This window comes from Thermovibrio ruber, from assembly GCF_055380895.1.
In genome coordinates this window covers 1,308,046-1,321,642 of sequence record NZ_AP042397.1, presented here as the reverse complement: position 1 = coordinate 1,321,642, position 13,597 = coordinate 1,308,046, and the positions used below count along the sequence as shown (strand labels likewise).

Genomic DNA, 13,597 nt, shown 5'->3' with positions numbered 1-13,597 from the left:
CGTCAATAGAAGCCAACTTTAGACCTCCTAAGCAGGTTTTGGGAAAATTATAACAGTAAAATTAAATCCTAACGGAGGAATTTTGAAAAGGCTTCTTCTCCTAACCCTACCGGTTCTCGTTTCGTTTTCTACCTGTGGACACAGGGGAGCTCCGCTCCCTCCCCTTACAAAGGAGCCGGCGATCCCTAAAGTCAAAGCCCTGTTTCAGGACTTCAACAGGCCCCTACTCAGCTGGGAAAGTGTAAGGACGTACAGTGATGGAAGGAAACTGCCTGACCCGAAAAAGGTTAGATACGTAGTCAACGTAAACTTTGGAAAGAGAAAGGTTGAAACGGAAAAGAACTACCTCGTTGACTCTCCGATAGGAATAGGGGAAAAGAGGTGTTACTCCGTTTCTGCCGTTTACAGTGGGAGGTGGAGCTCCCCCTCAGAACCGGTCTGTATAGTTGGCGAAAGACCGATAAACGAAGTTCCCAAAGTAGACGTCAAAGGGGAAGACGGCAAGGTTGTAGTTAAACTTAAAAACCCGGAGTTCCCCGTTGAAGTGTTCAAAAACCAGAAATTCCCCTACGTAAAGCCATACACAGTGTTTCAAGGAGACGAGTTCACAGACACAAAAGTAGAAAACGGAAAAGCCTACACATACAGGTTCTGTTTCTCAAAGGGAAAACTAAAGGGACGGCTGACAGAACCGATAACCGTCACTCCACAGGACAGAATTCCGCCCCTTCCTCCTCCCTACGCATACCTCATAGAAGGAGAAACCTGTACGGTAGTTTGGGATCCCTCTCCGTCTAAAGACGTCATCTATTACATCGTAAAGGTTAGGAAAAAGACTTTTAAAATTTCTGGAATATACTTTAACCTGCCAAAGTGCACTAAAAAGGTGGAGATAACGGCTGTTGACAAGGCCGGAAACAGGTCAAAGCCGGTTAGTGCGGAGGTGGTAAGGTGAAAAAAGTGGCAGTAGTTATGGGAAGCAGGTCTGACATGCCAGTTATGGAAACCTGCACAAAGACATTAGAGGAATTCGAAATCCCCTACGACGTTAAAGTCCTATCTGCCCACAGGACGATTGATGAGGTTATTGCGTTCTGTGAAAGGGCAGAGGAGGAGTATGAAGTAATCATCGCCGCCGCCGGATACGCAGCCCACCTGGGAGGAGTCATAGCTGCAAAAACGACGCTTCCCGTAATAGGCGTTCCACTTGACGCTTCTCCCCTTAAGGGAATTGACTCTCTCCTCTCAATTGTTCAGATGCCCGGAGGAATTCCCGTTGCAACAGTAACCATAGGAAAGGCAGGGGCAAAGAACGCAGCAGTTCTAGCGGCAGAGATAATGGCGATTAAGTATCCGGAGCTCCGCTCAAAACTAAAGGAATATAGAGAAGAAATGAAGAAAAAGGTCTTAGAGGGTTAATCTATGAAAATCTATCCACTCTGCCTTCCTTGTTTTCTCAATCAGGTGAGAAAGGCCGCAGAAGTTGCAGGGCTCAGTAGAGAAAAAACAATAGAGATTGAAAGGGAAGCTGCAAGGTTCATATACAAAGATCTGGAACCTGAGAAGTCTCCCGGCCACAACGCAACCTACATCCACAGAATTTTCAAAAAGATGTCAGGTATTGAAGACCCTTACAAAACGCTGAAGGACAAGTACAACTCAATAGCCTTAAAGCTTGAGCCCCAGCTGAGAAAGGAGATTTACGAAAAGGCCGAAGACAGACTCGCTGCAGCAATAAAGCTTGCTGCCCTGGGAAACGTTATAGACTTCGGCGTTCCAACGGTTTTTGACCTTGAAGAGGAGATAAGGAACTTCTTCAAAACCCCCTTTGCCTACTTTGACGAGGCGATACTTGAGAGGTTTTTAGTTCCCGGTAAAACAGTCCTCTACGTTGCAGACAACGCAGGAGAGATAGTCTTTGACAAGTTCTTAATGAGGGAACTAAAGGAGAGAGGACTGAAGGTTGTTCTGGCCGTTAGGGGAGCTCCCATCCTCAACGACGCAACTGTTGAAGACGCAGTTAAAACCGGGGCAAACGAGATTGCAGACGAGCTAATTACAACCGGAAAGGACTACATAGGCGTTGACTTTGAGTTTGCATCTGAAGAGTTTAAGAAAGCTTGGGAAAAAGCGTTCTTCGTTGTGTCAAAAGGACAGGCCAACTTTGAAACGTTAGAGGGAGTAGACGACAAAGACATCTTCTTCATTCTAAAGGCCAAGTGTGAGCCTGTTGCAAGGGAGCTCCACTGCAACGTCGGAGAGCTGGTTTTCCTCTACAACAAGCACCTTCTTGAGATTAAAGAGGAAAATGGAGAGGGTTAAAAAGGAACCAAGTGCAGTTCCGATAGTGGCAGAGTTTATAAAGAGAGAAGAGATAGTCTGCTCCCCTACGGATACACTCTACGGGCTTTTAGGGAGCTCCCTCTCTAAAAACGTCTTCAGAGAGCTCTACAGGCTGAAAAACAGAGACCCGAAAAAGCCTCTGATAGTTCTCTTTAACTCACTTGATAGGGCAGAGGAGCTGGGAGTTGACTTTCCAAAAGGAGTAAAGGAGAAACTCTCTAAAGTCTTCCCGGAGAGGCTAACAGTTGTTCTTCCCTTAAAAGGGAGCTCCCCGCTAAGGAAGATAACGGGAAGAAAAGACATTGCGATAAGGATTCCAAAGGATGATTTTTTAATAAAGGTTATAGAGCTCTCCCATCCCCTTTTTGCCCCAAGCGCAAATCCTGAAGGGGAAAAGCCGGCAGAGAACTGCTTAGAGTGTTTCAAATACTTCAAGGAAGGGATATCTCTCTGTGTAGAGGGAAAACCCTACGGTAAACCGTCTACCCTCATTTCCCTGCTGGACGGTAAACCAAAAATCTTGAGGGAGGGAGCTTTTCCATTTGAAAAACTTATGGAGGTATTCGTTGAAAAGCCTTAAAGTCGTTTTTATGGGAACGCCGGACTTTGCGGTTCCTTCACTGAAAAAGCTCATAGAGGAAGGTTACGACGTAATGCTTGTCGTAACCCAGCCCGACAGACCTGCAGGCAGGGGGAAGAAACTTACTCCCCCGCCGGTAAAGGTGGTTGCAGAAGAAGCGGGAATTCCCGTCTACCAGCCGGAAAAGGTTAAAGAAAACGAGGAGCTTAAGAAGAAACTCTCCGAGATAAACCCGGACCTGATAGTTGTTGCCGCCTACGGAAAGATATTACCTGAGTGGCTTTTAAACCTTCCAAAGTACGGAACGATAAACGTCCACGCCTCACTCCTTCCAAAATACAGGGGAGCTTCTCCCATTCAGTGGGCCCTTCTCAACGGAGAGGAAGAGACAGGGGTAACGATAATGAAAGTCATTCCGAAGCTTGACGCCGGAGACATAATAAGCCAGAAGAGAGTAAAGATTGAGAGAGACGACAACGCCCAAACGCTTCACGATAAACTGGCAAAATTGGGGGCAGAGCTCTTAACAGAAACCATTCCTCTCTACGTTTCCGGGAAGTTAAAGCCCGTTCCCCAGAAAGAGGAGGAGGCAACATACTGCCCCCAGATAAAAAAAGAGATGGGGAAAATTGACTGGAGAAAAAGCGCAGAAGAGATATTTAACCAGATAAGAGCTTTTACGCCCTGGCCTTCTGCGTTCACAGAGCTAAAGGGAAAACTTGTAAAGATAACTAAGGCACAGCCCGTTAAAGGAGAAGGAAAGCCAGGAGAGGTGATAAGGGCAGACAGGGAGTTGATAGTTGCAACGGGGAAGGGAGCTCTAAAGGTTGAAAAGCTAAAACCGGAGGGAAGGAAAGAGATATCGGGGGAGGAGTTCATAAGAGGATACAGGGTTAAAGAGGGAGACTTCTTTGGATTTAAGGAATAAATTAAGCATATACAAATAATTTGCTCTTAAAACATTTATACAGAGGTTAAAAATGAACCTTGAAAGAAGAGTTGAGGAGTTTAAGAGGAAGGCAAGAGCTTTAGGTTTAAAAGTAACTCCACAGAGACTCGCGGTTTACAAGGCCATCATCTCAAGGCACGACCACCCTTCGGCAGAGGAGCTCTACGAGGAGCTAAAGGACAGAATTGAGGGAATATCCCTAACAACAGTCTACAGGACGCTTGCAAGCTTAGAGTCTGTAGGTCTTGTTCAAAGAGTTCCAACACTGAAAGATAAGGTAAGGTATGATGCACGGGTAGAGCCCCACAGCCACTTCATCTGTTTAAAGTGCGGAAGGATTTACGACATTGATGTTATACCTGAAGTAAATGGAAAAGAGGTAGAATTTGTAGGGGAGCCGATAAGCTGCACTGCCATCTGCTACGGAGTATGTAAAGAGTGTAAGGGTGAAAAAGTATAAACTCTTGATGGACCCGGTTTACGAGGAGTTCATACTGGTAGAGAGGGGAGCTTCCGTTGACAAGGTTTTAAAGAGCTCCCCCCTCCAGCGGCTCAGGTATATCCGTCAGCTGGGTCCCTGCTATCTTGTCTACCCCGGAGCCGAACACACCCGATTTCAGCACTCCTTAGGCGTCTACTGGTTAGTTGAGAAGGCCTTTAACTACTTAAAACTCAACGGCTACACTTTTTCGGAAGAGGAAACACTGCCTCTAAAGTTAGCAGCCCTTACCCACGACTTAGGTCACTCCCCCTTTTCCCATGCCCTTGAAGGCTTCATTCTTCCCTTTAATCACGAAGAGCTTACACAGAAAGCTCTTGAGGTGGTAGAAGCTGAAACGAGAATTGACAGTGAGTTAATAGAGAAGACGAAGGAAATACTGAGAAAAGAGGCCGACCAGCCCTTTAAATACCAGCTCGTTTCAAGTCAGCTTGACTGCGACAGGCTTGACTACCTAAAGAGGGACGCGTTCTACACAGGAGTCTCTTTCGGAAGAATAGATACAAACAGAATCCTCGTTTCTGCCCAGGTTGAGAACGGAGAGCTGGTGTGGAGCTCTAAAGGGTTCAACGCCCTTGAGTCCTACGTTATGTCAAGGTATCAGATGTACTGGACGGTCTACTTCCACAAGGTTAACCTATCTGCTCAGGTTCTCATTCAGAAGATTGTTAAGAGAATGAGGGAACTCCTCCTAAACGGAGAAGAGCTACCGATTGACCAGAGCCTCAAAAGGTGTCTCAAAGAAGGCAGTTTAGAGGAGTTCTTCAAGCTTACAGACGGCCACATAATTTGCTCCATCTACGCCCTTCAAGATTTTAAAGACGGCGTCATTTCAGACCTTTCAAGGCGGTTCGCTAAAAGGGAGCTGTTTAGAACAGTTGAAGTCAAACCTTCAGAGCTCTTAGAGTTAAAGGAGAGAGTTGAGAAGGCCGGTTTTCCTACGGAGTTTTACTTTGAAGTGGTTGAGCCATCAAAAGTTGCTTACTCCTACTACTCCCCCCAGGGAGATGAGGTAATAAAGGTAAAGGTCGGGGAAAGAGTAGATGAACTCTCTAACGTCGCCCCGACAGACGCAATAAAAGCCCTCTCAAGGGAGGTATCAAAGACCTACGCTGTAGTTCCTCCTGAAGTTCTCAGTTAAAGAACAAAGAAAAATCAGTTTTTCTATAATCTCCCTGCATAAGGGACAGACAACCGGAGGTTTAAAAATGGCCAAGTTTAAGGTTTTAATAACCGAACACATAGCAGATGCAGGGATAGAGCTCCTGAAGAAACAGCCCGACGTTGAGCTTACCTACGACCCGGAGCTCTTCAGGAACTTGGACAAGGTTTTAGAAATTATTCCAGAATACGACGCCCTTATCACAAGGAGCGGAACGCCGGTAACTGAGGAGCTCCTTGAAAGGGGAAAGAAGCTAAAAGTCGTCGGAAGGGCAGGCGTAGGCGTTGACAACATAGACCTTGAGGCGGCTTCCCGTAGAGGAATCTTAGTTGTTAACGCTCCAACCGGTAACACCTTAGCTGCAACAGAGCACACAATGGGAATGATGATAGCCGCTGCTAGACTCATCCCATACGCCCACAAGTCTTTAAAGGAAGAGAGAAAGTGGGAGAGGAAGAAGTTTATGGGGGTTGAGCTTGCAGGTAAAACCCTTGGAATAATCGGATTTGGAAGAATCGGTTCAAGGGTTGGAATAAGGGCAAAAGCCTTTGACATGAAGGTAATAGCCTACGATCCTTACATAAAGAGAGAAAAGGCAGAAAGACTCGGAGTTGAGCTCGTTGATGAACTTGACGAACTCTTAAGGCGTTCAGACATAATCACCGTACACACTCCCCTTACAAACGAAACAAGGAACATGATCACGAAGAGAGAAATAGAAAAAATGAAAGACGGAGTTATCCTTTTAAACATTGCAAGGGGAGGAATAATAAACGAAAAAGACCTATACGAAGCGCTGGTAAGTGGCAAGGTAAGGGCTGCAGCCGTTGACGTCTTTACAAAAGAGCCTGCGACCGAAAACATCCTTTTAGACGCACCAAACATCGTAGTTACACCCCACATTGGTGCAAACACCTTTGAGTCTCAGACAAACGTTGCTGTGATAATTGCAAACCAAGTTCTTGCAGCCCTCAGAGGAGAGGAGGTTGAGTTTGCAGTAAACGCTCCCTTTGAGGATACGGCCGCTGCTAAAGTTCTGAAGCCTTTCATGGAGCTTGCAGAAAAATTGGGTCTGTTTGCCGTTCAGGTTGCCTGCTCAAGGGCAAAGGAGCTCGTTTTAGAGTTCAGAGGAGACCTCGGAGAGGACACGAAACCTCTAACTACTGCCTTTCTAAAGGGCTTCCTTAAAAAGGTCGTTGACATTCCCGTTAACCTCATAAACGCTCCTTTCCTTGCAAAGGAGAAAGGCATCTCAATAACTGAAGTTAGAAGACCTGAAGGAGTTAACTTTAAAAAGCTCATAAGAGTTATCTGCAGAGGAAGAGACGGAGAGGAGTTTACAGTTGCGGGAACCGTTATGGACGATACCTTCCCGAAGATCGTTGAAATCAATGGCTTCCTCTTTGACTTAACCCCTGAAGGGAAGCTCCTTCTCATCAGGAACTTTGATGTTCCGGGAGTTATAGGGAAACTCGGCTCAATCCTCGGGAAATACAGCGTCAACATAGCAGGCTTCCAGCTGGGAAGGACTGAAAAGGGCAAAGAGGCCAAGGGAGTAATACTGGTTGACGACGACGTTCCTGAAGGAGCTCTAAAGGAGATAAGGGAAATTCCTGAAATTTTAGAAGTTAAGCAGATAAACCTTTAAAGGAGCAGGGGCTGAGAGGGTTTTCCTATTACCTCAAGCCCCCTCTCCGTTATCTTCCTTCCCCGGGGAGTTCTCACCAAAAATCCCATCTCTATCAGGTAGGGTTCATGGACGTTCTCTATCGTATCAACGTCTTCCTTTAGGACGGTTGCCAACGTGTTTAGCCCTACAGGGCCTCCTTTAAACTTTTCTGCAATGGTCTGAAGTATCTTCCTGTCAAGCCTGTCTAAGCCGTAGGAGTCTATGCCGAGCTCGTTTAAAACCTTCTCTACCCTTTCTCTATCAACAATATCCCAGCCGTGGACTACGGCGTAATCCCTGACTCTCTTTAAAACCTGAATAAGAACCCGGGGAGTTCCCCTTCCGCACCTTGCAAGGAGATCCAGCCCTTCCCCGTCAACTCTGAGCCCTAATTTCCTGCTTACGGCCTCCGCCACCTTTACCATCTCCGGAGCAGAGTAGAGTTCCAATCTACAAACAAGACCAAAACGGGAGCGTAAGGGAGGAGTTAAGAGGTTGAGCCTCGTCGTTGCACCTATAAGGGTAAAAGGGGGGAGTTCTATCGTTACGGCAGTCGCCTTAGAACTCCCGGTAATGATGTCAACCCGAAAGTCCTCCATCGCCGAGTAAAGGGTCTCCTCTACAGCCCTGTTGAGTCTGTGGATCTCGTCTATAAAGAGAACATCTCCTTCGTTGAGGCTCATCAGAAGCCCCAAAAGGTCGCCCTTCCTCTCAATCGTCGGGGCGGCAACGACCTTTATCTCGGCTCCCATCTCGTTTGCGATGATGTAAGAGAGAGTCGTCTTCCCCGTTCCGGGAGGGCCGTAGAAAAGAACGTGGTCTAAAGGTTTCCCTCTCTTTTTAGCAGACTCAACTGCAACCTTTAAGAGCCTCTTTACCTGCTCCTGACCCAAAAACTCGTCAAAACTTTTTGGTCTCTCTATCAAAACTTACTCCCTGAAAGGCGTTTAAGGACTAACTTTACAGCTTCGTTTATAGTCAGCCCTTCTAAATTTATGCCTTTCAGGGCTCTGTTAATTTCAGCCCTCTTGTAACCTAAAGATGAGAGGACTTCGTAGAGCTCCGCCGGAACCCTCTTTATCCTCTCCTCCTCCAACTTGGGACGGAGCTCCGTAACTATCCTCTTAGAGAGCTTCTTTCCAAGCCCCGGAACCTGAGAGAGGAGCTCCACGTCTCCGTCTGAAACGGCCCTCTTAAACTCCTCAACTTCCAAGTGGGAAAGAATTGAAAGGGCAACCTTACTTCCTACCTTGGGAACCTTTATCAGTTCCCTAAAGAGCTTCCTCTCCTCCTCACTCTGAAACCCGTATAGGGTCGGCGTTCCCTCCGGTGGAATGATTAATTCCGTAAAGAGGGAGACTTTCTCCCCTTCCTCTACGCCGGTTAGGAGGGATATGGGAACAAAAACCTTAAAACCTACATGGCCACAAAGGAGAGAAATGGCGTTTCCATACTTTTTAAAAACCTTACCTGTCAGGTAATCAACCATCAGTAGAACCTTAAAGAGTTAACGTTACCCCTAACGGTAAAGTTAAACTTCTGGCCGGAAAACTTCCCCCTTTTCATACTTACTGAAAAGACAAGGTTAATGTATGAGTTGAGGTAGTTCTGAGGGTTGTAGCTTAAACTTCCGTTAACTGTTACTTCAGCGTCTTTTCCCTTTAACTTTCCACTAATCTTTACGTAATCTTTCGTATCAACTCTATACTCAACCTTTCCGTCTCCCAAGTCCAGCTCTTTAAAGGAGAAAAGTCCCAAATTAACGTCTTTAAGCTTAACCTTGTAGAGGTTAAACTCTCCCTTATCGCCGGTTAAGTGTTTTCCTTTAAAGGTTAAACTCCCATCACCTCCTAAGTTTCCCTCTAAATTCACTTGGTTAAAAGTCAAAGGGCAGCTTGAGAGCTTAACTCCTTCAAGTTTAAAGTTTAACTCTTTAACCGGATAGGTAAAAACAGCACTTAAACGGCCGCCGCAGAGCTCCGAACTGAGCCTGAACCTGCTGAAGGAGAGGGGAGAGATTGAAACGTTTTTCAACGTAACGCCTTTAAAAGGGAGCTCCCCTATAAAAAGCTTGGGAGGTATGTGGCGAAAGGAGAGGTTAACAGGGTAAAAGCCCTTCTCATACAGGATTTTCTCTGCAATTCTTTCAAAGGGGAAAGTAAAATAGAGGGAAAAGATAAATGAAACGAAGAAAACTAAGAAGAGGAAGGGAGCTCTCTTAACCTTCACTGCTCCTCCTGTAAAAGAACAGGGTAACCTTCCCAGAAACTACACCATTCTCGTCGTAGTCGGTTACAGTTATTCCGTCAGCCCTAAAGTAGTAAGAACCTCTCTCAATAACAGAGATAAGCCTTGCAACCCTGTTTATCTCCGATTCTTTAAAGGTTACAGTAACGACGTCCCTCTCGTATCCCTTCTTTACTTCCCCGGGCATAACCTTAACGTCTTTTAGGTTTAACCCGACCATCTTAGCAACCGATTGAATAAACGAAGGAACGTCAAGGTCTTCTCCCCTTTTAAGTTTCTCTTTAACCGGATCAACTTCCTTCTTTAAGCAGATAAGTTCCTCTATTTTAGGTTTTAGTTTCTGGAACTTTTCCTCAAGCGCCTCCTTTTTCCTCTCGTAGCTACCAGTCAACGTTTCAAGGGGAACGATAACTGCAAAGGTATAGACTACGAGAAGCAGAAGGGGAATACCTATAAGAACGACTCTCTTCTCCCTCTCTGAAAGGGAGGAAAAGTAGTCAAGAAACCTCTCTCTAAGGCTGTTTATTTCCACTTTCTACCTCTGCCCTTACAGTAAACCTAAGTCCCGACTTTGTTTCTTTAGTTGAAGAGACGGAAACCCTCTTAAAGTAGCGCTTTAAGTTAGTAACAAACAGGTTTAAAGGCTTACTTCCTTGTGCCCTTCCCTTTATAGTGAAGTAGCCGGAAGAGAGAGTTCCATCAACAGCAAGAACATTCACTCCCTCTACAGTAGATTTTGAAATACTGTCAATGTAGTAGAGTAACGGGGGCTCGTTAATTTTCAAGAAGTTTGCTAATTCCCTGTATTCACTAAGTTTCTGGGGAATCTGTATCTCGGGGGCAAGGAGCTTCTCACCGACAATTTGGGAGAGCTCCCTCTTAAACTCCTTCCTCTGAAGGTAGTAGTCCCTCTTAACAGACAGGTAGTTCAGAAAAAGGCCTCCCGTTATTCCCAAAAGGGAGAGAGTAACTGTCGTCCCTATGAAAAGGAGTCTCTTTTTCTCTCTCAGAAGGTCTTGTGAAAAGAGAGAGATACCCTTAAAGAACGCCCGACAGGGACTTTTCCTGAAGTTGTAAAGTCCGTAAGCATTAAAGTAGATTGGGGTCTCCTCTCCAAAAGGCTCAACCTCTGGAACTGTAAAGGAAACTACCTTCGTGAGCTCTTCCCTGAACTCATCAGAGAGAGCTCCTCCACCTACCAGGAAAACGGTCTCCGAGGCCATCTCTTCTAAAAGGGAAAGGAGTTCCCGGTTTTTCAGGTGATAGCTGAATCCTCCCCTTAAAACCTCTATCCGTTCAAGTTTTCCCTCTTTTACGCTTACAACTGAAACTTTCTTCGTTCCGGCATCTATCAGTGTAAAGGTCTCTGAGAAGTTAAGGGCAGCTGCAACTCCTCCCAAAATGTCAACGGTTATCTGTGCCCTTGACGAGACCTTTTCGGGGAGATCCCTCAGCCTCTCGCTCCTTTCAACGAAGATCAGAAAACTACAGCCATTCTCTAACTTTTCAGTCTGACAGAAGGCTACAGATATCTCCTCAGGTTCAACAGAGAGGTCTGTTGCAACGTCGTTTACTATGAGCTTTTTCAGTTTACTACTTGAACAGATGGGGTAGACTGACTTCCTTACCAGTATCTGAGACGACGACACTCCAACTGTAAAACTCTTTCCTTCAGGAATTCCCGTTCCAAAGTTTTTACCGTCAAACCACTTTACTGTAGAACTCCCCCAGTCAACACCTATCATTCAACAACCTTCCACTCTAAAACTCTGTTTCTGGTAGTGTAGGCAACTACGCTTACCGTAGAGTTACCACTTGAAGCAGTTACCTCTACTCTTAAGTAGTTGCACCTGTTCGTTATAAGGGGCAGTATCTCGTAGTAGAGCTCCTTGTCTATCCCCGGGAGCTCTCTAAGCGTCTCAAGTTTCTTTACGGGTCGCGCCTCAATTATACTATCGGCTGCCTCGTCGCTCATTCTCTCTGAAAGTGCCAATAGAACCTTCTTAGGAGCAGAGTTCACGTTAACCTTCCCGTTTCCGTAAACTGTAACAAAAGGCTCAATACTCTTAAAGTTTTTTTTGTCCATTCCCTTTACGTATAGGAGCTCCCCTAAACTCTTCATCGGCCTGTTTGAGGGCCTGTATCCTAAAGACTCGTAGTAGTCCTTCTCTGCACCGAAAGGAGAAGGGGTGTCGTCGCTGTCAACCCAATCCTTTATAGCATCTACAATTTCAGGCTTACCTATTTCCTCAAAGAGCCTCTTTCCAATCCTGTAGTAGAGAGGGTCTGTTAGCTTGTTAACGTTGAACTTTCCACACTCGTCGCTTATCCGTATTGAGATAAAAATTCCTCTGTAGTTGTAGGCTATGGGCTGTGCCCAGTTGTCCCCATTACCGTCAAAGCCGTTGTTATCCTGTCTTAAGTAACTGAGGGCTATCTTCACAGCCGAGACAGCTGCGTGGTAGGCTTGCGCGTAGTTCTTAAGACCTTCAGTCTTCTGGTAGGTTGAATTTGAGAGGTAAAAAACCGAAAAGAGAAAGGCAGCAACGGCCGCCATTATGGAGAGAACCAGAAAGAGGACTATACCTTTACGCTTTTGAGAAGAACTCAACGATGTTCTCCTCGTTTGGAGACGTTATTACTCCCTTTTCGGTGATTATTCCCGTAATGTTCTCATGGGGAGTAACGTCAAAGGCGGGGTTTTTAACCTTTGCACCGTAAGGAGCTATCTGACAGTCTTTACAGTGGCAGTAGAGAACTTCCTCCGGGCTCCTCTCTTCTATGGGAATCTCTACTCCGCTTGAAATTGAAAGGTCAAAGGTTGATGTAGGGGCAGCAACGTAGAAGGGAATTCCGTGTTCCTTTGCAAGGACTGAGAGGGCGTAAGTCCCTATCTTGTTTGCTGTGTCTCCGTTCCTTGCAATCCTGTCTGCCCCGACGATAACGCAGGTTATCTCCCCTAAAGACATAAACCATCCTGCCATGTTGTCTGTTATCAGGTAGTATGGAATTCCCTCCTGCTGGAGCTCCCAGGCCGTTAACCTTGCCCCCTGTAGGTAAGGCCTCGTTTCGTCAACAAAAACTGTTATATCTTTTCCCATCTCAACCGCAGCCCTTACAACTCCGAGGGCTGTTCCGTAGCCGGCAGTTGCCAGAGCTCCGGTGTTACAGTGGGTAAGAACCACCTCCCGGGAGGAAAGGAGCTCCGCCCCGTAAAAGCCTATCTTCCTGTTTGTCTCAACGTCCTGCTTCTCTATGTTTACCGCCTCTGTTTCAAGGGCAGCGACGATGTCGTCTATACTTTGGCCGGCCTCAACAATCTTCTTCATCCTCTTAAGAGCCCAGAAAAGGTTAACGGCGGTAGGCCTTGTAGCAGCGAGCCTGTTTATTATTAGCTCAATCTCTGCCTTGAAGTCTACGTAGCTCTTTACCTTTTCCTTTAACTCCTTTGCCCCAAGGACGACGCCGTATGCGGCAACTACGCCTATGGCAGGAGCTCCCCTAACAACCATATCCTCAATCGCCTTCGCAACGCACTCGTAGGTTTTACACTCTACCCAATCCTCTTTTAAAGGGAGCTCCCTCTGGTCTAAAAGGAGAAGGCTCTCTCCCGTCCACTTTAAAGGCCTAATGTCTTTAATCTTTCCCATTAGCCCTCCTCTACCTTCTTAACTACTAAAACGGGGCACTTGGCCTTCTTTATTACCGCTTTTGCAGTGCTTCCCATCTCCAAGATTCTCTCTATTAATCCCTTACCGTGGTAGCCGATTACAATGACGTTTACTTTCTCTTCCTCTGCAACCCTAACAATCTCCTCCTTCGGGTCTCCGACGGTCATAATCCTCTTTACGTCAAAACCGTAGGAGCGGAGCTCCTCCTCTATTTCTTTTAACATCCTATCGTGATTCTCTAAGATTGCCTTCTCTACCTCTGGAATGCGGGCGTAAATTGTTGCAACGTCTAAAGCAAACGGGTCGTCAAACTGTGGAAGTGAAAACTCTAAAGGATGTATAACGTGAAGAACTACCACCTCTTTCGTTCCCGCTTCCTTTAGCTTCTTAACGTAGTCTTTTGCAACCTCTGAAAGGTCTGAAAAGTCCGTCGGGTATAGAACCTTTCTGAAAAGGGGCATTGTATCCTCCAAAGTT

The 13,597-nt window shown here is 46.1% G+C and carries 16 protein-coding genes; 8 read left to right on the top strand and 8 right to left on the bottom strand.

Annotated elements, in window-relative coordinates; genetic code table 11:
* Positions 1-82: 82 nt before the first annotated feature.
* The 8 genes from ACZ424_RS07035 to serA all read left to right on the top strand — a co-directional run bounded on the left by ACZ424_RS07035 (position 83) and on the right by serA (position 7,181).
* Positions 83-955 (top strand): fibronectin type III domain-containing protein, encoded by an 873-nt coding sequence (locus tag ACZ424_RS07035; RefSeq protein WP_464904272.1) that lies wholly within the window; start codon positions 83-85, stop codon positions 953-955.
* The gene (purE, locus tag ACZ424_RS07030; protein ID WP_464904271.1) at positions 952-1,419 is read left to right on the top strand and encodes a 5-(carboxyamino)imidazole ribonucleotide mutase; all 468 of its coding nucleotides are present in this window, start codon (positions 952-954) and stop codon (positions 1,417-1,419) included. Before ACZ424_RS07035 ends, purE begins: the two co-directional genes overlap by 4 nt.
* Positions 1,420-1,422: 3 nt before the next feature.
* Complete coding sequence (locus ACZ424_RS07025; RefSeq protein WP_464904270.1) at positions 1,423-2,322, top strand: damage-control phosphatase ARMT1 family protein; 900 nt, start codon at positions 1,423-1,425, stop codon at positions 2,320-2,322.
* On the top strand, positions 2,309-2,923 hold the full coding sequence (locus ACZ424_RS07020) for an L-threonylcarbamoyladenylate synthase (RefSeq protein WP_464904269.1): 615 nt from the start codon (positions 2,309-2,311) through the stop codon (positions 2,921-2,923). The genes ACZ424_RS07025 and ACZ424_RS07020 overlap by 14 nt, the downstream gene beginning before the upstream one ends.
* A gap of 10 nt (positions 2,924-2,933) precedes the next feature.
* Positions 2,934-3,851, top strand: a complete 918-nt coding sequence (fmt, locus tag ACZ424_RS07015) for a methionyl-tRNA formyltransferase (RefSeq protein ID WP_464905221.1) — start codon at positions 2,934-2,936, stop codon at positions 3,849-3,851.
* A gap of 52 nt (positions 3,852-3,903) precedes the next feature.
* Complete coding sequence (locus tag ACZ424_RS07010; RefSeq protein ID WP_464904268.1) at positions 3,904-4,332, top strand: Fur family transcriptional regulator; 429 nt, start codon at positions 3,904-3,906, stop codon at positions 4,330-4,332.
* On the top strand, positions 4,319-5,512 hold the full coding sequence (locus tag ACZ424_RS07005; protein WP_464904267.1) for an HD domain-containing protein: 1,194 nt from the start codon (positions 4,319-4,321) through the stop codon (positions 5,510-5,512). The genes ACZ424_RS07010 and ACZ424_RS07005 overlap by 14 nt, the downstream gene beginning before the upstream one ends.
* A 67-nt stretch (positions 5,513-5,579) precedes the next feature.
* Positions 5,580-7,181 (top strand): phosphoglycerate dehydrogenase, encoded by a 1,602-nt coding sequence (gene serA, locus ACZ424_RS07000; RefSeq protein WP_464904266.1) that lies wholly within the window; start codon positions 5,580-5,582, stop codon positions 7,179-7,181.
* Here the strand turns inward: serA and ruvB are convergent.
* From ruvB to ACZ424_RS06960, 8 genes are read right to left on the bottom strand one after another with little or no spacing between them, the layout of a single operon-like run.
* Positions 7,178-8,128 carry a Holliday junction branch migration DNA helicase RuvB gene (gene ruvB / locus ACZ424_RS06995; protein WP_464904265.1) on the bottom strand — a complete coding sequence of 317 codons (951 nt, stop codon included), beginning with the start codon at positions 8,126-8,128 and terminating at the stop codon, positions 7,178-7,180. The two genes, serA and ruvB, sit on opposite strands and share 4 nt — an antisense overlap.
* On the bottom strand, positions 8,125-8,691 hold the full coding sequence (gene ruvA, locus ACZ424_RS06990; protein WP_464904264.1) for a Holliday junction branch migration protein RuvA: 567 nt from the start codon (positions 8,689-8,691) through the stop codon (positions 8,125-8,127). The genes ruvB and ruvA overlap by 4 nt, the downstream gene beginning before the upstream one ends.
* Positions 8,691-9,431, bottom strand: coding sequence for a hypothetical protein (locus ACZ424_RS06985; RefSeq protein ID WP_464904263.1), 741 nt, complete (start codon positions 9,429-9,431; stop codon positions 8,691-8,693). The genes ruvA and ACZ424_RS06985 overlap by 1 nt, the downstream gene beginning before the upstream one ends.
* On the bottom strand, positions 9,421-9,981 hold the full coding sequence (gene gspM, locus ACZ424_RS06980) for a type II secretion system protein GspM (protein ID WP_464904262.1): 561 nt from the start codon (positions 9,979-9,981) through the stop codon (positions 9,421-9,423). The genes ACZ424_RS06985 and gspM overlap by 11 nt, the downstream gene beginning before the upstream one ends.
* A complete protein-coding gene (locus tag ACZ424_RS06975) occupies positions 9,962-11,194 on the bottom strand; it encodes a hypothetical protein (RefSeq protein ID WP_464904261.1) in 1,233 nt (410 codons plus the stop codon). Before ACZ424_RS06975 ends, gspM begins: the two co-directional genes overlap by 20 nt.
* Complete coding sequence (gene gspK, locus ACZ424_RS06970; RefSeq protein WP_464904260.1) at positions 11,191-12,060, bottom strand: type II secretion system minor pseudopilin GspK; 870 nt, start codon at positions 12,058-12,060, stop codon at positions 11,191-11,193. The genes ACZ424_RS06975 and gspK overlap by 4 nt, the downstream gene beginning before the upstream one ends.
* Positions 12,038-13,099, bottom strand: coding sequence for an S-methyl-5-thioribose-1-phosphate isomerase (mtnA, locus tag ACZ424_RS06965; RefSeq protein ID WP_464904259.1), 1,062 nt, complete (start codon positions 13,097-13,099; stop codon positions 12,038-12,040). Before mtnA ends, gspK begins: the two co-directional genes overlap by 23 nt.
* Positions 13,099-13,581 (bottom strand): universal stress protein, encoded by a 483-nt coding sequence (locus tag ACZ424_RS06960; RefSeq protein WP_464904258.1) that lies wholly within the window; start codon positions 13,579-13,581, stop codon positions 13,099-13,101. Before ACZ424_RS06960 ends, mtnA begins: the two co-directional genes overlap by 1 nt.
* Between the last annotated feature and the right edge of the window lie 16 nt (positions 13,582-13,597).